General features: G+C 64.1%; 14 protein-coding genes and 1 pseudogene. 3 read left to right on the forward strand and 12 right to left on the reverse strand.

Translation table 11 applies throughout. The features are described 5' to 3' along the window. Positions 1–2: 2 nt before the first annotated feature. Positions 3–1,400 carry a dihydrolipoyl dehydrogenase gene (gene lpdA, locus GGD65_RS16550; RefSeq protein WP_183235928.1) on the forward strand — a complete coding sequence of 466 codons (1,398 nt, stop codon included), beginning with the start codon at positions 3–5 and terminating at the stop codon, positions 1,398–1,400. 182 nt (positions 1,401–1,582) lie between these two features. On the opposite strand, the gene GGD65_RS16555 is transcribed toward lpdA, so the two are convergent. The 7 genes and pseudogenes from GGD65_RS16555 to GGD65_RS16585 form a co-directional block, all read right to left on the reverse strand. Continuing rightward, entirely contained in the window at positions 1,583–2,029 is a 447-nt protein-coding gene (locus GGD65_RS16555) for a hypothetical protein (RefSeq protein ID WP_244550579.1), read from the reverse strand. Positions 2,030–2,036: 7 nt separating this feature from the next. After that, positions 2,037–2,954: a DUF2950 domain-containing protein gene (locus GGD65_RS16560; protein WP_183235929.1), complete on the reverse strand. Its 918-nt coding sequence runs from the start codon at positions 2,952–2,954 to the stop codon at positions 2,037–2,039. Further along, entirely contained in the window at positions 2,951–4,654 is a 1,704-nt protein-coding gene (locus tag GGD65_RS16565) for a DUF3300 domain-containing protein (RefSeq protein WP_183235930.1), read from the reverse strand. The genes GGD65_RS16560 and GGD65_RS16565 overlap by 4 nt, the downstream gene beginning before the upstream one ends. Before the next feature lie 113 nt (positions 4,655–4,767). Beyond that, positions 4,768–5,769, reverse strand: a pseudogene (locus GGD65_RS16570) (ABC transporter substrate-binding protein). Positions 5,770–5,856: 87 nt separating this feature from the next. After that, positions 5,857–7,749: a HAMP domain-containing sensor histidine kinase gene (locus tag GGD65_RS16575; RefSeq protein ID WP_049814963.1), complete on the reverse strand. Its 1,893-nt coding sequence runs from the start codon at positions 7,747–7,749 to the stop codon at positions 5,857–5,859. A gap of 90 nt (positions 7,750–7,839) precedes the next feature. Continuing rightward, positions 7,840–9,072 (reverse strand): HlyD family secretion protein, encoded by a 1,233-nt coding sequence (locus tag GGD65_RS16580; RefSeq protein WP_183235931.1) that lies wholly within the window; start codon positions 9,070–9,072, stop codon positions 7,840–7,842. Beyond that, positions 9,065–9,481, reverse strand: a complete 417-nt coding sequence (locus tag GGD65_RS16585; RefSeq protein ID WP_049814962.1) for a hypothetical protein — start codon at positions 9,479–9,481, stop codon at positions 9,065–9,067. Before GGD65_RS16585 ends, GGD65_RS16580 begins: the two co-directional genes overlap by 8 nt. A gap of 163 nt (positions 9,482–9,644) precedes the next feature. Between GGD65_RS16585 and GGD65_RS16590 the strand changes: the two genes are divergently transcribed. Together GGD65_RS16590 and ppk2 are read left to right on the forward strand one after the other, a co-directional pair. Further along, positions 9,645–10,097 carry a hypothetical protein gene (locus tag GGD65_RS16590; RefSeq protein ID WP_183235932.1) on the forward strand — a complete coding sequence of 151 codons (453 nt, stop codon included), beginning with the start codon at positions 9,645–9,647 and terminating at the stop codon, positions 10,095–10,097. A gap of 40 nt (positions 10,098–10,137) precedes the next feature. Further along, positions 10,138–10,938: a polyphosphate kinase 2 gene (ppk2, locus tag GGD65_RS16595; protein WP_183235933.1), complete on the forward strand. Its 801-nt coding sequence runs from the start codon at positions 10,138–10,140 to the stop codon at positions 10,936–10,938. Positions 10,939–10,992: 54 nt separating this feature from the next. Here the strand turns inward: ppk2 and GGD65_RS16600 are convergent, their stop codons facing one another. The 5 genes from GGD65_RS16600 to GGD65_RS16620 form a co-directional block, all read right to left on the reverse strand. Next, positions 10,993–11,427 (reverse strand): hypothetical protein, encoded by a 435-nt coding sequence (locus GGD65_RS16600; protein WP_183235934.1) that lies wholly within the window; start codon positions 11,425–11,427, stop codon positions 10,993–10,995. A 20-nt stretch (positions 11,428–11,447) separates the two neighbouring features. Further along, positions 11,448–13,148 (reverse strand): aspartate:alanine exchanger family transporter, encoded by a 1,701-nt coding sequence (locus GGD65_RS16605; RefSeq protein ID WP_183235935.1) that lies wholly within the window; start codon positions 13,146–13,148, stop codon positions 11,448–11,450. A 12-nt stretch (positions 13,149–13,160) separates the two neighbouring features. Next, complete coding sequence (locus GGD65_RS16610) at positions 13,161–15,914, reverse strand: decarboxylase (protein WP_183235936.1); 2,754 nt, start codon at positions 15,912–15,914, stop codon at positions 13,161–13,163. 183 nt (positions 15,915–16,097) lie between these two features. After that, complete coding sequence (locus tag GGD65_RS16615; protein ID WP_183235937.1) at positions 16,098–17,801, reverse strand: SulP family inorganic anion transporter; 1,704 nt, start codon at positions 17,799–17,801, stop codon at positions 16,098–16,100. Next, positions 17,798–18,478, reverse strand: a complete 681-nt coding sequence (locus GGD65_RS16620; protein WP_183236121.1) for a YoaK family protein — start codon at positions 18,476–18,478, stop codon at positions 17,798–17,800. The genes GGD65_RS16615 and GGD65_RS16620 overlap by 4 nt, the downstream gene beginning before the upstream one ends. Between the last annotated feature and the right edge of the window lie 45 nt (positions 18,479–18,523).

Raw genomic sequence — 18,523 nt, forward strand, 5'->3', positions numbered from 1 at the left:
TGATGACCGAAATCACGTGCAAGCTCCTTGTCATCGGCGCGGGCCCTGGCGGCTACACCTGCGCGATCCGTGCCGGCCAGCTCGGCATCGATACGATCATCGTCGAGGCCGAGAAGCCGGGTGGAACCTGCCTCAATGTCGGCTGCATTCCTTCCAAGGCCTTAATCCATGCGGCCGGTGAGTATGAAACCATTGCGCGCGCCGCGGCGGGCGAGAGCGCACTGGGCATCACCACGGCGAAGCCGTCTCTCGACTTCGCCAAGACCATCGCCTGGAAGGACAATATCGTCCGACGTCTGAACGGCGGTGTGGCTGGTCTCTTGAGAAGGGCCGGTGTCAGGCTCGTGGCCGGCTACGCTCGCTTCCGCGACGGCAAGACCGTCGAGGTCGAAACGCAATCCGGCCGGCAGGTGATCCATGCCGAAACGGTGGTGATTGCGACAGGCTCCGAGCCGGTCGCCCTGCCGTTTCTCCCCTTCGGCGGCCGGGTGATCTCTTCGACCGAGGCATTAGCGCTCACCGAAATCCCGAAGGAGCTTGTCGTGGTCGGCGGCGGGTACATCGGTATCGAGCTCGGTACTGCATTCGCGAAAATCGGCACGGCCGTCACGGTCGTCGAGGCCGCGCCACGCATACTCCCGCAATATGATCGCGATTTGAGTGAGCCCGTCGTAAGGCGCCTGACCGCGCTCGGGGTCACGGTTCTGACCGACGCAAGGGTGAAAGCACTCGAAGCCAATGGCACGGCGCTGGCGATCGAGACCGCCAATGGTGAGCAGGCTTCGCTCGCAGCCGACAAGATCCTTGTTACGGTCGGCCGCAGACCCGTGACGAGCGGCTTTGGCCTCGAGCAGCTCGATCTCGATATGGACGGACCTTTCATTCGAATTGACGACCGATGTCGCACCTCGATGCACGGCATCTGCGCGATCGGAGACGTCACGGGAGAGCCGATGCTGGCGCATCGCGCCATGGCGCAAGGCGAGATGGTAGCCGAGATCGTTGCCGGCCGCCGTCGCGCCTGGGACCGGGTTTCGATCCCGGCGATCTGCTTCACTGACCCCGAGCTCGTCACGGTCGGCCTGTCACCCAACGAGGCGAGCAGCAGGGGATTCGACGTCAAGACGGACCTCTTCCCGTTCAAGGCCAACGGCCGCGCATTGACGCTGGATCGGGAAGACGGCTTCATCCGGACGGTCGTGCGAGCCGACAATCACCTCCTGTTGGGTATCCAGGGCGTCGGCGCCGGCATCGCCGAGCTTTCGGCAGCCTTCACTCTTGCGCTGGAGATGGGCGCGCGGCTGGAGGATATCGCCATGACCATCCATGCGCATCCAACCCAAAGCGAAGCCTTTCACGAAGCTGCGCTGAAGTCGCTAGGACATGCGATTCATATCTAAGCACAGGCGCCACCTGCGCCGTAGAGCTGCCACCTGGCGCCACAACGTGTGCCCGGTCACTGGTCATCGAGGAAGACCAAGGACGATCAAGCATCAGAGAACATGGTCCCATGTCTCAACAGATTGTGAGCTGCCGCTACCACGATGTTGCTGCGGCAGGACCGGTTTCCTCGATTGTCGTCCTATCGCAGAGAGATCGTGATCTGACTGATATTGGCCGCCAGTTCGAGTCCCGCCTTGGGGCCTTGCAGCACGATCGTCACGCCCTTTTCGTTGCGGAGGTGGGCGCCGCTGACGCCGCCGACCAGAGCAAAGCCGCCGCCGACCGAACTGTAGGTGCCGGCAAAGTCGCCGACCTCGCGGATCCCGGAGGCCCAGCCATCGAGCCGGCCGACCGTCGCGCCGACCGTGATGCCGAAACTCAGGCCGCTGATCCTGAACGGATAGGACTTGCCACGATAGGTCAGCACTCCATTTCCGGCGCCGCCGCCGACCAGAAGGCCGGCCTTGACGATCTTGGCCCTGACGTGACCGGACGCCTGCGCCAAGGCCGGGGTCGCCGGCATGGTCAGTCCGATTGCCAACAGGAGGAACGCTATCAGGCCGAGCCTGCGCCGGCGCATGGACATGCGCCATTCAGGGTTTTGCGGCATCGACCTTCTTCCAAGTCTCATCGGGATCGAACAGCGTGGTGCGCTCGGCGACAAACGCCGTGCGCTTGCCGAGATCCTTCTGGTAGACGGTGCCAGCGTGATTGACCAGGAAGGTCATGATGCCCGAATTGCCGTACTCCGCGGGCCACGCGATCAGGGCGAAACCACCAATCATCTTGCCCTTGACCACATAGTCGAGCGCGCCGCCGGGCGCATCGCGGCCCTGCCCCTTGAGGATGCGGAAATAGTAGCCGTGATAGGGCGCAGGTCCGACGTCGCCCGCGCGATAGCCCTCCTTCGAGGCCTCGGCCGCCAGCGCGCCAAGCGGGCTCGGGTCGCTGTCGTCGCGCCAGAACAAGCCGTCCTTCTTGCCGGGCGATGAGACGATGCGCTGCGCATAGACGCCGGCGCCCTCACCGCGGTCCTTGTCGGCGTATTCGTTCTGCGCGTCGACAAAGGCGAGCGCGGTCTGGATCGCGTCGAGCTCGTTACGGCCGATGCGACGGCGCAGCACCTCGATGCGTCCCTCGTCGGTGTCGAATTCCCAGCCGGCCTTGGTGTTGACCAGCGGAATCGGGAACGGGAAATCGTCCGGCCCCAGCATCAGGGTCGCCGTCTTGTTGCCCTCCGCCTTGATGCCGTGCTTGGCGTCATACATCGACGTGAAGCGCTGGCGGATGTCGTTGTCGGCGATCTCGTCGCCGGACGAGACGATGTCGTCTGCGGCGCGGCCCAGCACTTTCAGGATATCGTCTGGTCCGTTCTTGACCGCGGCTGCAAGCGCTGCCGCTGCATCTTCCGGCGTCTTGAAGGATTGCTGCGCCTGCGATGCTGAGCCGAGCAGCGCCAGCGCCACGAGTCCCGGCAACATCGCGCGACGGAGTGATTTCGAGCCGGTCATGGCGTCACCTCCGCAGGGATCTTCGCGCCGCCGGCGAGCCAGTCGCCATAGCTGCGGAATGTCAGTCCGAGTTTTTCGTAGCGAACCCGCAGATATCCATCGCTGCCGCGGGTCACGGCGGCAGGCATCACCTGCTCGACCTCCTGCGCCATGACGCCGACATAGGCCTTGTCGCCGCCGATGTAGCTGAAGCGATAATAGCCGAGGCCGTTCGCGAGATGGCCGAGCAGGACGATGTCATGCTTCAACGCGATGTCGGAGCGCCGGCCACCGCCGCCACCGCCACGGAAGCCGCCACCGCCGCCTCCGCGGAATCCGCCGCCGCCACCGCCCCGCATTGCCATTCCGCCACCGCCGCCGCGGCCGGCCATGCTCGGTCCGCCGCCGCCACCGCGCGGCATGCTTGCCATGCTGGATCGTCCGCGCGCGGACGCCGCCGCGGCCGAGCGGCCGGAGGAGACGTTCATCGCACCGCCGCGATTGCCGCCACCACGGTTGGCTGCCGCACCGCCGCCGGCGCGGTTGGCGGCCTTGGCACGGTCGCCGCCGCCCTTGTTTGCAGCCTTGGCACGGTCGCCGCCGCCCTTGGCACGATCCGCGGCTCCAGCGCGATCGCCGCCGCCGGGCCGATCGCCGCGGTTGCCGGCACGATCACCCGCACGATCTCCCGCCCGATCACCGGGACCACCACGATCACCAGCGCGGTCACCGGCGCGATCGCCGGCCCGGTCTCCAGCACCTTGGTTGGGACGCAGCACCTGGTTGCCGTCACGGCCGCGGAAATCCATCCGGTCCGACACGCCGGCCTTCAGGTTGTTGTTGCCGAAACGCTGCTGAACGTTGCTGTTGTTATAGCGTACGCCGCCGCGATGCGCCGGATTGTGCTGCCAGCCGTTACCGATGTTGGTGGTGCGATGATTGACGTAGACGTTGCGGTTGCCCCAATTGCAGCCGCCGCCCCAGTAATTGCCCCAGCGCCCGATCGCCCAAGCCGTGCCGAAAGCGAGACCCGCCGCAACCACGCCGGCGCCGATATAGGACGGGTAGCCCCAATAATACGGCGGATACTCCGCATAGGGCCAGCTGCCATAGACCGTCGCCGGATCGTAATACGGCACGTACATCTCCGCGGGATTGGCCTGCTGGATCACAACGACCTGCTTGCCTTCCTGCGACTGGACACTGACCTTCTGCTGCTTGGTCGTGACCAGCTTCTTGTTGTCATAGGCCTTGTTGCGCAAGCGCTGGATCGCATCCATCACGTCAGGCTGCTGGGCGAGAAAGGCATCGCCGAGCTTCTTGGTCCAGTCGAGCTGATCGCTCATCATGGTCAGGACATCGGCAGTGCTGGCCAGCGCCTTGATGCTGTCGTCCCAGGCCTGCTTCTCGACCTCCGTCTTCAGCGCATCGCCCTTCAGGGTCTTGCGTTCCTTCAGCCAGCGGTCGGCCTGCACCACCTCCAACGGATAGGTTGAGGCGGCAAGCACATTGGCAAGGAGCTCGTCTGGATACAGTGCGATCGGCGCCACCAAGGCCTCGAGCTGCTCCGGCTTCAGAAGCTCGGCCGTCGGCGCAGGCGGAGGACCCGGCTGCGCTTGCGGAGACGGGGCCGCAGGCGTCGTGTTGGTTTGCGCCGTTGCGGCGAACGATGTCGCCATGACGACCGCAAGCGCCATCAGGGTCTTGCCGCAGCGAAACATTGCATCCTCCCTTGCACTTCCAGGGTGGGACGATCGGGCCGGGACGCAGACGTTTGTTGATCGAGATCAACGAAACGAGGCCCTCGTGGCTGCTGCAGCGCGAGAGCCATGCGTCATTCGATCAGTTCGGCGTCCATCAGCAGGCGGGCCGGCACCGTCAGCCCGAGGGCATTGGCCGCCTTCATGTTGATGACGAGCTCGAACCTGGTGGCGAATTGCACCGGGAGCGATCGAATCTCGGCGCCGCGCAGGACGCGATCGACGTAGCCGGCGCCGTCGCGAAATTGCTAGGTGAGATCGGCGCCATACGACATCAGCCCACCGTTCACCGCGTAGAAGCGGACCGCGAAGATCGCGGGCACGCGGCGCTGCGCCAGCAGTGCGATCGTCATCGCGCTCTGGGTCCCGAAGAAGCCGCCATCAGGGAGCACGACGAGGCCGCCGCCGTCGCGTGTCGCGGTCTCGATGGCCGCCGCGATCTCGGCCCCGCTCCGGACACTGGCACCGGTGACCTTGAGACCGAGCCGGTTTTCCATCTGGTGCGCCGCCTGAAGATAGAACGGCGCATAGGGCGACGATTCCGGATTGAACAGCAGCGCCGCGTGGCTCATCCCCGGCACCATATCCTTCAGCAGACCGAGCCATTTCCCGCTCATCGAGTGCTCATAGAGCGAGAAGCCGGTGAGATTGCCGGTCGGCCGCGCCAGATTGGCGACGAGGCCGGTCCCGACGGGATCGGAGAGCCCGACGAAGACGATCGGAATTCGCTGCGTGGCATCGCGCAGCGTCCGGGTCGTGCCCGTGCTGGTCGAAAGCAGTACGTCCGGCCCGGCGGCAATGAGCTCGAGCGCCTCCAATTGCTGGCGTGCCGGACTGGGACCCGGCCAGCGCACCTCCAGGCGATAGTTCTGGTTGGCGATCCAGCCACGATCGGTGAGCCCCTGCTGAAAGGCATCGACACGCATCTGCGCGCCGGGATCGCCGGCGACATTGCCGGTCAGCACGCCGACGAACGGCGCTCTGTCCTGGGCCCGGACCAAGACCGGGAACGCCGCCGCGGCACCAACCAGCGACATGAACTCACGGCGTCTCATGGCCACCGACACTCCCCACATGCGCACCCATCCCGGTCATCGCGCAATTGCGAGAAGGAAACTGCTTCGCCGATCCCGTGAGCTTGATCAAAATCAAGACACCGGCGATCAGTGAAGGATCGGAAGACGGATCGTGAAGAGCGCGCCGCCCGCGGCCTGGTTTTCGGCAGAGATCGTGCCGTGATGGGCCTCGATGATGGTTTTGGCGATCGCGAGCCCCATGCCCATACCCTGGGGCTTGGTCGTGAAGAACGGATTGAACACGTTCGCAAGGTCGGAAGCGGCAATCCCGGGACCAGTATCGGAGACCCGGATCTCCGCTTCGTTGCCGACGCGCAGGGTCGAGACGCTGACCTGGCGTTTTCCGGGATCTGCGTCGAAGATCGCATCCATCGCGTTGATGATCAGGTTGAGAACGACCTGCTGAAGCTGGATCGGATCGCCTCTGACATGCAGGTCGGCCAGGACAGGCGTGTAGATCAATGTGATCCGGCGTCCATCGGCGACGGCCCGCACAAGGCCGATCGCTTCACGGACCATATCGTTGAGCTCGATGTCCTTGACCTCGAACGGCGTCTTTTTCAGAATACTGCGTAGCCTGCGGATGACTTCGCTGGCCCGCTGATCGTCACGCCGGATGTCGGCGAGGATCTGCCGGATCTCGTCGATGTCGGGCGAAGCGGCCTTCAGCATCAGCTCCGCAGTCTCGGCGTTGGTCAGGATGGAGCCGAGCGGCTGGTTCAGTTCATGGGCGATCGACGTGGTCAACTCGCCAACGGCCGAATAGCGGTTGGCGTGAGCGAGCTCGGCCAGACGCTGGCGTGACTCGACTTCGGCGATCTGGCGCCGACGGCGCTCATGCAGCATCCCGCTGATCAGGCCGGCCTGCACCAGAATCACGGACGCGATCAGCAGCATCTGCCAACGATAGCGCTCCCAGATGCTCTGTTCGCGAAACATGATTTCGCTGCCGGGAGGCAAACGGCTCTCGCTGATGCCCCAATGCTGCAATTGGCGCCAATCATATCTCGGCGCGGCGAATCCGATCGGCTCGTAACTGATGCTCGCTGGTTTCGCGCCGCCGAGAATGCCAATCGCCGCACTGACGGTCCTGGAACTCGTTTCCGCGATCATATGCATCGGTCCCCCGACAGTGCCGTCACCGAAGAACGGCTCCTGGTAGGAGAAGATCGGGGCATTCGCGGCCGCGTACAGGCTGCGCAAGGCGATGTCGCTCTCGTGGACGACCCCAGCCGCATCGACCGACATCAGCCCCCAGAACAGCGCGGTGTGCGGCGGCAGCTTTGAAGCGCGCTTCAGGATTTCGTCGAATGACAAGTCCGAGTACCAGACCAGCTCGACCTCCTCGCCCAAGGGTTGCAGTTCCCGCTTGACCTCCTCCACCCAGAACTTCTCGAGCGGCGAGGCACCGATCACGACCACAATCGACTTTGTGTCAGGCAAAATCTGGAGAACGTTGCGGAACGCGGCCATGAAATCGTTGCGGATCGCCACGACGACGTCGTTGTCGCTGAGATCGGCGCGATTGATCAGCCGATGCTCGACCGCGGAGAGAATCAATGGCACATCAGGGAATAATCTTCCGCGGTATTTCTGCGCAAACCGGGCCGCAGGCGCGCCGATGCTCAATACGATGTCGGGCATCGCTCCCTGGTACAGCGATTGCAGATAGTCGACGAAAGGTGCCTCAGGACCGGGATTGTTGAAGCGCGCGGTGAGCAGCGCGTGCTCCTGTATATCGAGTGGCCAGGGCGATTGCCGTTCGAGCTTGGCCTTGATGTCGCGCGCATACTCGCTCCACGGCCGAAAATCACGGCCGAATGAATGCAATACCAGGACGCGCTTCAGCTCGCCGCGGAGACTCCGCTCGACTGCACCAACTCGCCCGGCGGACAGGCACACGGCGAAAAGCAGCGCGAGACAGTATAGCGCCGTCACGGCCCCTGGCCTGACCTTGGAGATGGACGTGCGCCCGCTCATGCTCCATCCTTGCAGCTCCAGCAACTGCTGTCGCGGCAATTCTAGCGGGAATTGCACCGCTGCGACAGGCCCCGGGGGCGGCTTCACAGCTCAATGCCCGCTCAGCACCAGCGTCTGGATCGGCAGCAGCAGCGCCTGGATGCGCAGCAGCAGCGCGTGCACCAGGCCGACACCGTCGACCACGTGCAAGGCGATCTTCCGGCTGGTCGAAGTCCCCTTGGCCGAGATCTCCTCGTGGTTGCTGGTATAGGCATTGACGACGCAGCTGCTGCCCGGCGTCACGCCTTCGAGGCCACCTTTGTAAAGCGGCTCCAGGAACACCAGGATGGTGCCGGGGCGGACGGCGTTCTGCGGATCGACCAATTGCTCCCCGGATCGGAATTGTCCGGCCGCGATGTAGTCCTGGACTGTCGTGATCACCATGGGGATGATCACCCATGGCCTGGAGATGCAGGTCGCTTCCGCCACCATGCCCTCTTTCATCACCTGTGCCTCGATCTGGCCGAACCCGGCCTGCAGCATCTTGCGGCCGGCCCCCTCCGGGATGAGAACGCCTGCGGGCCGCATGAGTTGATTGACGACGTCGCCGGGACGGATCAGGAATTGCTCGACGCGCCCATCGACACCGGCGCGGACCAAGGTCTTGTCGATATCCACCTGGGCCTGGTCGAGCGCGGCCTCCGCGCTGGCCTTCTGCGCCGGCAGCAGGATGGAGACCTGCATTGATACGGATTGCTTCGCGGCGGTCGCGGCATCGATCCCGGATTGACGTTGGTCGACCAAAACCTGGAGCTTGTCGATATCACGCTGCGGAACGATGCCGGGATTGCGGCGCTGGAGCTCGGTCTTGACCTCGAGCTCGTCCTTGGCCTGCTGATAGTTCGCCTTCGCCTCCCCGATCTGCGCCTCGGCCTTGACCACGTCGGCCTGCGCCGTCTGCATGGCGGCATCGACCTCCGCAACCTTCCGCCTGGCGGTTTCGAGCGCGGCCTGCTGCTTCGAGGCGTCGAGCGTGAACAGCACGTCGCCCTTCTTCACCGGCTCGCTGAAGCCAACCTTGACCTCGGCAACGCGGCCGGAGCCTTCGGGCAGGATCGGCACGGTGCGAAAATAGAGCGTCGCCGATGACGTCGAAGGATGGAAGTAGAAGATCATGGTGATCAGCGACACCGTAAGCATCAGGCAGCCGGTGATGCCCCAGCGCAGCTCGTACCAGACCGAGAAGAAGGTGATCTCCTTGCCGAAACGCTTGCCCTGGGCGTAGCGGCGATAGAGATAGTCCGGCAGGATCGTCAGCAGCGAGCAGAACATCAGCTCAAACATGGCTGTGCTCCTTCTTTGCGGCTTCCGGCTTCTGTGCGGGAGGCGTCGCGGCCTCCGTCCGGATCTCTTCGCCACCGGCGGCAGGCGCGGCCTCTGCAATCTTCTCGACCGACCCGGCGATGCTACGCAGCGGGGTGCCGAAATCGGGAAGATCGATCAACGCGAGCAGGAGGCCGGCGACCCAGAAAATATGCATGTGCGTGAACAACGAGATCAGGCCCAGCACCGCGACGAGCTCGAACTGCAATTTTTGTGATTTGTGCGCCATCCGCTCGGGCAGGCTGTGCAGCTTCCAATAGAGCGTACCGACCCAGAGCACGGTCCCGATCAGGAACAGCCCCATCACAACCATCAGCGTATCGGTCCCGCTCCCCGGCGCCAGATAAAACGGCAAATGGTGCGGAGCCATCGGATGAAGCTGGTCGCTCAAAGCGTCTCTCCCGATCAAATGCGCATGTGCGATATTGTGTTCGGCAGGCCGCGGTTTGCTTGATTTGAATCAAGGGAACACCCTCCGCCCGACCCTAGCGTTTCCTGGATGCTGATTGGATAACCATCAGGAGCCGCAAGCCATGACCGGCCTCGACGATCTCATCCCCAACGCCGCCCAGATTCGGAAGGAAGCCGCCCTCAAGGAGGCCGAGAAAGCCGAGGAGTATGTCCGCCTCGCCGCAGCGGTCGAAGCCGAGAAGCGCGCGCTGATCGAGCGGCTCAGCAAACCCTCCGGCAAGAGTGAGGAGGAGAAGATCAAACTCGCCTCGACCATCATCCAGCGTGCGGTGCGAAACGGCCTGACGGAGGTGCTGGTCTATCGCTTCCCCAACTCGCTTTGCACCGACAGGGGGCGCGCCATCAACCAGATGGAAAAGGGTTGGGAGACCACGCTGACCGGCATCCCCAAGGAGATCTTCCAGCTCTGGACCGATTATCTGAAACCGCGCGGCTATCGCATCGCCTACCAGATCATCGAATTCCCGGGCGGCGTGCCCGGCGATATCGGCGTGACCATCTCCTGGGACGATTAGTTCTGGGGCGATTGACAAGCTCAGCAGCGAGAGGACCGGCATGGCCAAGGATGCGCCCGCGGAGCGAATGAAGCGGAAGGACTATGAGAAGGAGCTGGAAAGGCTCCAGGTCGAGCTCTGTCACCTCCAGGACTACGTGCGGGCGAACAAGCTCCGGGTGATCATCGTGTTCGAAGGCCGTGACGCTGCCGGCAAAGGCGGCACGATCAAGGCGATCACCGAGAAGGTCAGCCCGCGCGTGTTCCGCGTCGTGGCGCTGCCGGCGCCGTCGGACCGCGAAAAGACACAGCTCTTCTTCCAGCGCTACATGGAGCAGTTTCCGGCGGGCGGCGAGATCGTGATCTTCGACCGGAGCTGGTACAACCGCGCCGGCGTCGAATATGTCATGGGCTTTGCTACGCCCGCCGAGCACCAGCGCTTCCTCTCCCTCTGCCCGCAGATGGAGAGATACGTCATCGACGGCGGTATCATCCTGATCAAGATCTGGCTCGAGGTCGGAATGGACGAGCAGGAGCGTCGCTTCCACGCCCGGATCGATGATCCCGTGCGGCAATGGAAGCTGAGCCCGATGGACCTGGAATCCTACCGGCGCTGGTACGACTATTCGCGAGCTCGCGATCTGATGCTCAAGCAGACCAGTACGAAGGAAGCGCCGTGGTACATCATCCGCTCCGATGACAAGCGCAAGGCGCGGCTGAACTGCATCGCACATCTCCTCGGCGCGATTCCCTACAAGCGCATCAAGAAGGACAAAATCAAGCTGCCGAAGCGCTCCGAGAAAGGCCGCTACAACGACCAGGCCGGCCTGAAGGGGATGAACTTCGTCGCCGAGCGGTATTGAGACGCGAAAAGGGCTGCCGGTGAGGCAGCCCGATTGCCCTGATTGCCCTCCGGATCACTTCAGGCGGATCGTGACACCGCCGACGGCAGCCGACACTTCCGCGCCAACCCTCGGACCGCTGAGCTGAAGGATCACGCCGTTGGCGTTCTGCAGCTGAACGGCGCCGGCGCCTGCGGCCACGGCTCCGCCCGCTCCTCCCACCGCATAGGAGCCTTCGATGGATGCTGGACCCTTCAGATTGAGCGCCCGGCCGACGAACTTCGTGGTCGAGGCCCCGACGGTGAGGCCGACGCTCATGCCGGAGACGGTGAAGGGATATTTCTTGCCCCTGAGGAGCAGAACGCCCTCGCCGCCCCCGACACCGACGATGAAGCCGCCCTTGGTGAAGACGACGGCGACCTCGCCGGTCTCGGCACGCGACGGCGTGCTGAGACCGGTCAGGGCCACAATCGAGGCAACCAGGGCGACGCCAACGGCAAGTTTCTTCATGACTTTCTTCCCCCTCTTGATCATTGCGCAAGGATCATTGCGAAGTAGCCGAACACGGTGAGCAAGATGCCCGAGACGGCATAACCGACCGGGAATCCGATCCAGGGCACGGAACTCTGGATCTCGACCGCGGCCTCGCGGGCCGGGCCGGAGTGCGACCGCGCACCGGCGACGCCGCCCATCAGCACGGCCGGGTTGATCTTGAAGACGTGGAAGCCGATCGCCCAGACGATGAACGGCGGAATCGTGCAGGCAATGAAGCCGACCAGGAATATCTTCAAGGCGACCGCACCCGTGAGCTGCGACAGCAGTCCCGCGCCGGCATTGACGCCGACGATGGCGACGAAGACCACGAGGCCGAGATCCTCCAGCACGTTGCGCGCCGCGTTCGGCGTGTTGCCGAAGAAGCGCAGACGCGACACGATCGACGACACGATCACACCCGATAGCAGCAGACCGCCGGCGTTGCCGAGGCCGACTTTGGCGCCGAATGCCGGGAATTCGATCTTGCCGATCAGGAAGCCGATGATCATGCCGACAGCCAGCGTCAGCAGATCGGTCGAGGTGTTGGACCGGGCGATGCGGCCCCACATCTCACCGAGCTCGTTGACGGCAGACTTCAATCCGACCACGGAAACGATGTCCATCCGCTCCAGCTTGGTCTTGAGACCGGCCGGAACCTGCACACCGCCGCGTTCGACCTTGGTGACCTGCAGCTGGCCGGCGATCGCGGTGTCACGGAAGGACTCGAAGGTGCGCCCCACCATCTCCTTGTTGGTGATGAGGATGTCCGCCTGGTCCATGGGAATGCCGAGCGTCTTGGCATCCGAGACCTCCGGACCGATCAGGCCCATCTTCTCGGTGAGATGCTCGGTCGAGCCGCCGAGGGCGACGATGTCGCCCTTCTGCAGCACGAGGTCGGCATCCGCGCCTTGCGGCTCGCCGTTCCGCCCGACATTGACGATCCGGTATTCCGGATTTATCGCGCGGAACTTCGCGATGCTCATACCGACCGTCGCCGGGTTCTCCAGCCGGTAGGCCCGCAGACCGAACTGACGATAGCCGGTCAGGCCGCCGCCTTCGAGATCCTTGACGCCGAATTCCCGCTCGTACTGCTTCGCGGCGGCCCTGGCGTCGACGCCCCACCAGCGCGGCAGGTATTTGCAGATCAGGATGATGCCGACGGTGCCCCAGATGTAGGTGATACCGTAGGACAGCGCGATCATGCCTGAAGCATCCTCAGGCTTCATTCCCTCGGGCAGCTTGACGACGCCCGACGTGACGGCCTGCTCGGCCGAGCCGATCGCCGCCGACATGGTTTGCGATCCCGCCAGCATGCCACCGGCTGCGCCTGGCGGAAGCGAGAACAGTTTTGCGCCGATCACCACCAGCGCCAATCCGATCACGCTCGATACCACGGCCAGGATGCAGAACTTCAAGCCGTCGCCCTTCAGGCTGTTGATGAAGGACGGCCCGACACGCAAGCCGACGCCATACATGAAGAGATAGTAGAACAGGCTCTTGGCGAAATTGTTCAGCTCGAGCTTCACGCCGTAGGTCGACGACCACACCGAAACGCCGGCGCCGACCACGATGGCGCCGGCAACCATGCCGAGGCCATACCCCTTGATGCTGGCCCGGCCGATATAGACGGCGAGGCCGACGACGAAGAACAGCAGCAGGTACGGATTCTGCTGCAGGAACGTGAAAAAGCCCTGCATGTTCGATCCCCTCTAAGATGCCGCTTTCAACTTCGGTGTCGCGGCGGGCCTGGGCTTGCCGATCTTCGCCAAGGCTTCGGAGCGCACGAGCTTCAGCCCTTCCTTGGCGTCGTAGCCGTGGATCTCCTTCACATCGAGCTTGCGCATGAAGTCGATGGTCTCCTGCGTGATGACCTGACCGGGCACCATGATCGGGAAGCCCGGCGGATACGGGATCACGAAATTGGCCGAGACGAGCTCTGGTCCCGACTTGAGCCGGCGATCGATCTCGGGATCGTTGAGGCGGATGTGCTCGCAACCCGCCACGTCGTAGGCAGCGTAAAAGCCGCTGCGAATGTCGCCTTCATTGGTCTTGCTGCCGGCATCGCCGCGGAAGCTCGGGTGGAAATGCGAGAAGTTGGGCAGATCAGGTACGTCGGTCATCAGGCTCTTGACCCGTGCCTCGAAGGTCTTCTTCGCATTGACGCCGCCCTGCGCCAACCCGCGATCGACCTCGCCCGCGATCTCGGCGAGGACGCGGATGAGATGCGCGACGTCGCTGCGGGTGTTGTTGATGTTGGACTGGACCAGGACCGAGTTGCGCGAGGTCTTGTTGACCTGGATGTTATACTCATTGGCGAGGATACCCTTGAACTGGGTGCCGTCATAACCGGCCATGCCGCACACCAATGTCATACGGGTCGGATCGAGGCAGAACTCGTCCTCATCCAGGCTCTTGAGGGTGTTGACCCAATTCACGCCCGCGGCGAGATAGTCGTTAAAGCCGCTCTGGCGATACTGGGCTGGCACCATGGCGTCGGCGCCGAGGATGCGGAAATATTTCGAGATCAGCGGGTTGTTGTTGACCGCCTGGCGAATGGCAAGCGCGATCTCCATCGCATTGGCCACGAGGCCGTAACCTTCCAGCTCCATCTGCCGCCTGGAGATATCGAGGCTGGCGATGAGTTGCTGGTTCGGGCTGGTGGAAGCGTGGGTGAACACGGCCTCCTTGAACTGCTGCTCGACCGTGTGGAATTCGACGTCCTTGACCGAGAGCATGGAGCCCTGCCGGATCGCCGACATCGACTTGTGGGTCGAGTTGGTCTGGTAGACGCGCAGGCGGATCTGCCTGGGATCGGGAATCAGCCGGGTCTTGAGCAGCATCTCGTCCGACGGGTTCTTGCCGAGCTCGGCCTGCTGCTTCTCATAAGCCGCGACCGACTTCGGGTCGTGCATCCACGCCTCGATCTCGTTGGCCGCCCCCATGGCGGTGCGGCGGCGCAGGAACGGCGAGAAACGCGCGAAGCCGAACCAGGCCTCGTCCCAGAGGAAGATCAGGTCCGGCTTGATAGCGAGACATTCCTCCATCACCCGGCGGGTGTTGTAGATGTGGCCGTCGAAGGTGCAGTTGGTGAGGTCGATCATCTTGACGCGGTCGAGCCGGCCGTCGGCCCTGGCGCCGAGCAGCGCCTGTTTGATCGTCTTCAGCGGCACCGCGCCGTACATCGAGTATTCCGTCATCGGGAAGGCTTCGACATAAAGCGGCTGCGCACCCGCCAGAACCATTCCATAGTGGTGCGACTTGTGGCAGTTGCGATCGACGATCGCGATGTCGCCCGGCGCGAGCAGCGCCTGCACCGCCATCTTGTTCGATGTCGACGTGCCGTTGGTGACGAAGAAGACGCGGTCAGCGCCGAGCGCCCTCGCCGCTTTCTCCTGCGCCTTCTTGATGTTGCCGGTCGGCTCCAGCATGCTGTCGAGGCCGCCCGTGGTGGCGCTGCTCTCGGCCAGGAACAGGTTCGGCCCGTAGAATTCGCCCATGTCGCGGATCCAGTCGGACTTGAAGATCGACTTTCCGCGGGCGATCGGCAACGCATGGAACGTGCCGATCGGACGCTGCGCATATTTCTTCAGATTGTCGAAGAACGGGGTGTCGTAGCGATCCTGAATGCCTTCGAGGATGGACAGATGCAGCTCGAGAAGCTCCTCGACGGAGTAGAAGATGCGGCGAACGACGTTGGCTTCAGGGTTTCCAGCCAACTCCTCGACGTCGCGGTTCGAGATCATGTAGAGGTCGAGCTCGGGACGGACGCGCTTGATGATCTGGGCGAGCCGGAGCGCAGAGGCGTCGGACTCGTCGTTGAGGCCGGCCGAAGCCGTGATCGAGCGCAGCACGGGTGCATTGTGGCGCGAGCGCAGCCCGAAGCCTTCGTTGATGATGACGGCCGCGATATTGGGATTGAGCATGGTCGCGCAGAATGCATCTTCCAGGCTGCCGACGATGACAGGCTCATAGATGAAGCCATCGATTGGGCGCCGCAACTTGCGCCATTCGGCGGCGAGCGCCGGCCACTGACTTGACGATACGCCAGTCACGATCAGGGTTTCGAAATAGGGCCGGCGTGCCGTATGCGCACCGAACGTCGGTGGCACCAGCTCGGGCGCGTCGCCATTACCATCATCCTTCGCGCTCCAGTCGCCGGCATGCTGGCGGAAGGATCGTGTCGTCAGGGCTTGGGTAATCCGCGTCGCAAGGGCGAGCGTCGTTGCCCCATCGCCTGCGGAGGCCGCTTCCCGCAGTGCCGCCATCAGCTGCAGCCCGGGATAGCCGTAGAACTCCTCCGTCACCGAGAGCTCGGCCAGTGCCGCATCGTAGACCGCCCGATTGCCGACGCGAGCCCACGCCTTCGCGGCCTCCACGAGGTCGCGCCAGTCATCAGCCCGCGCGCCGGGCCCGGAAAAGAACTGATCGATCCGCTTTTGCGTCGGCTTGGTGTCCTTGGACATGTGTCTCTCCCGATCCTCGGCGGTGCCTTGATGGTCACTCGATGGTCATTTGATGCCAGTTGGGGCGAAGCTGAGCGTGATCGTGAGTTCGGCGCCGCTGGCTCCATTGATCCAAGTCAACGGTCGGACGCATTCTGGCGAGACCGTCGGCCGCAGCGGTCATTCGCATTGCAACACGCCCGCTCAGGCCGTCCGCTGCGCCGTCACGGCCTGCTCGTCGCCGAGAACGCTGTCGAGCGATCGCAGCCACTGGCTGCTATTCGTCCTCTCCGCCAGCCCTTCCGCCCGCAAGAGGTCGCGGAGCTGCGCGTGCGCGCCGACGATGGAGAAAATGACCTTTCGCGCGGCGAGCTCGTCGTAGAGGTCGTGCAGCATGCCCGCGCCGGCGAGGTCGATATAGGGCGAGGCCGAGAGGTCGCAGACCACCAGCCGGATCTCGGGCGAGCGCCGAAGCGCGATCAGGACGGTTTCGAGGATCGTCTCGGCGTTGATGTAGAGCAGCGAGGCTTCGGGCCGGAACGCGATGACGCCGATCAAGGGCTCGACGTCCGCGTGCCTTGAACTGTCCGAATAACGGCCGCTGCCGGGCAAGCGGCCGAGAAACGCGACGTTTGGCCGCGAGGCACGGGCCAGCAGCAAAAGGATCGAAGCGATCGACGCCAGCAGTACGCCTTGCAGGATTCCGAGCAATAGCACGGAGACTAGCGCAATCGTTGCGGCGTAGAAGTCGATCCGGCTGACCTGCCACATCCGCACCAGCGCGCGAACGTCGACGAGCTTGTAGACGGCGGCAAAGACGATGGCTGCAAGCACGGCCTTGGGCAGGTTGGTCAAGAGTCCCGTGAAGAACAGAAGGCACAGCCCGAGCGTCACCGAGCAGATCACCAAAGCGAGCGGCGTCCGTGCGCCGGCGCTGTCATTGACGGCCGATTGCGACAGCCCGCCGGCAACCGGATAGCCATGGCCGAAGGCGACGACGAGGTTCGCGGCGCCCAGCCCCAGGAACTCCTGCCGGACGTCGAGGGGATAGCCGTGCTTGGCGGCGAAGCTGCGGGCGGCCGAAACGCCCTCGATATAGGCCAGCAGGATACACCCTGCGGCGAGCGGGAAGAGATCGTCGAAGTCCAGCAGGCCGAGCGTCGGAACGCCGAGGGCCGGCAGCCCTTCCGGTATCTTCCCGGTGACGGGCACGCCGAGCGCCGGCAGGCCGAGCAGCGTCGCCGTCCCGATCGCGAGCGCGACGATGGTGATGCCGACCGGCTTTCCCGGAAGGAGCCGCTCGCCAAACAGGAGCAGCAAGAGCGCGACAGCGCCAACCGCGAGCACGAGCAGGTTGACGGTCCCGAGCTGGCCGGCCAGCGTGATGGCGCGGTCAAAGAAATTGTGGCCGCCGCCAACAACGCCGAGCAGGCTCGGCAGCTGGCTCATGATGATCGTGAGCCCGGCACCGGCCTTGAAGCCGACCAGGATGCTGTCGCTGACGAGGCGGACCAGCACGCTCAGCTTGAACAACCACGCGATGAAGCACAGCACCGCCACTGCAAAGGCCGTAAGGCTCGCGATCTGCGCATAGCGGATCGCATCGCCTCCGGCCAGCGCGCCGACGGTGCCCGCGATCATCAGGGAGATCGCCGAGGTCGGCCCGATCGCAAGTTGCCGCGACGCCCCCAACAGCGCGTAGCCGAGGCCGCCGAGCATATAGCCGTAGACGCCGATCTGAGGCGGCAGGCCGGCCAGCGCGGCATAGGCGAGCGAGACCGGGATGGCGTAAGCAGCCAGCGTGACGCCAGCGACGGCGTCGGAGGAAAACCACTCTCGGCGGTAGGCGCCAAGCCAGGCGGCCGGCGGGAAGAACCGTATCCATCCAGGTTCGGACGGCGCACTCATTGGACCGCCCTCTGATGCGACGCTTCGCAGCGCAGCAAGACGACCAACAGCGCGACCACGGGAATGCCGAGCGCGAGGTCCGGAATAGCCTTGGTGGCGAAGGCGCCCAGCGCGGCGCCCAAGCCGAACACGGCGCACAGGGCGAAGAAGATGCCCGACCGACGCAGCGTCCCCAGCGGCGCGCCTCCGGAGGCGGCCAAAAAGACAGCCTCGATCGCCTGGCGCATGTTGCCCGTGATCATCACCGTGCTGCAAACAACGCCCTCGACCCTGGTGAAGATCGCGGTCTGCATCGCGGCGACGAACGAGATGCCGAGCGTTCCAGCCAGATCCGGCAGCCTGTTGTGCAGGATGCTGATCGCGATCAGCAGCAATATCTCGAGCAGGGTGCTGATTGCGCTGGCCCGCTCGCCCGCAGCGCGGCGCAGCCAAGCGGCAATCACGATACCGGCGGCAAAGGCGAGAAGCGGCGGCACGAAGTGAAACGCCTTCGTCCAGTCGCCGGCCGTCGCATAAACCCAGAGGAAGATCAGGTTAGCCGTCTGGGCATTCGCCATGACGCCGTGGACGATCCAGGTATAGGCGTCGATATAGCCGCCGACGAAGGCGAGCAGCAGGACGATCTCCACGGTTTCGTCGCGGCGGATCGCACCGGCCGCGAAGTCGAGAGCGCTCATGTTGATGATGCCGGCTGTCGCGAATTCCGCATCATCCGATAGGCG

This window comes from Bradyrhizobium sp. CIR18, assembly GCF_014198295.1.
In the GTDB taxonomy this organism is placed as follows: Bacteria; Pseudomonadota; Alphaproteobacteria; order Rhizobiales; family Xanthobacteraceae; genus Bradyrhizobium.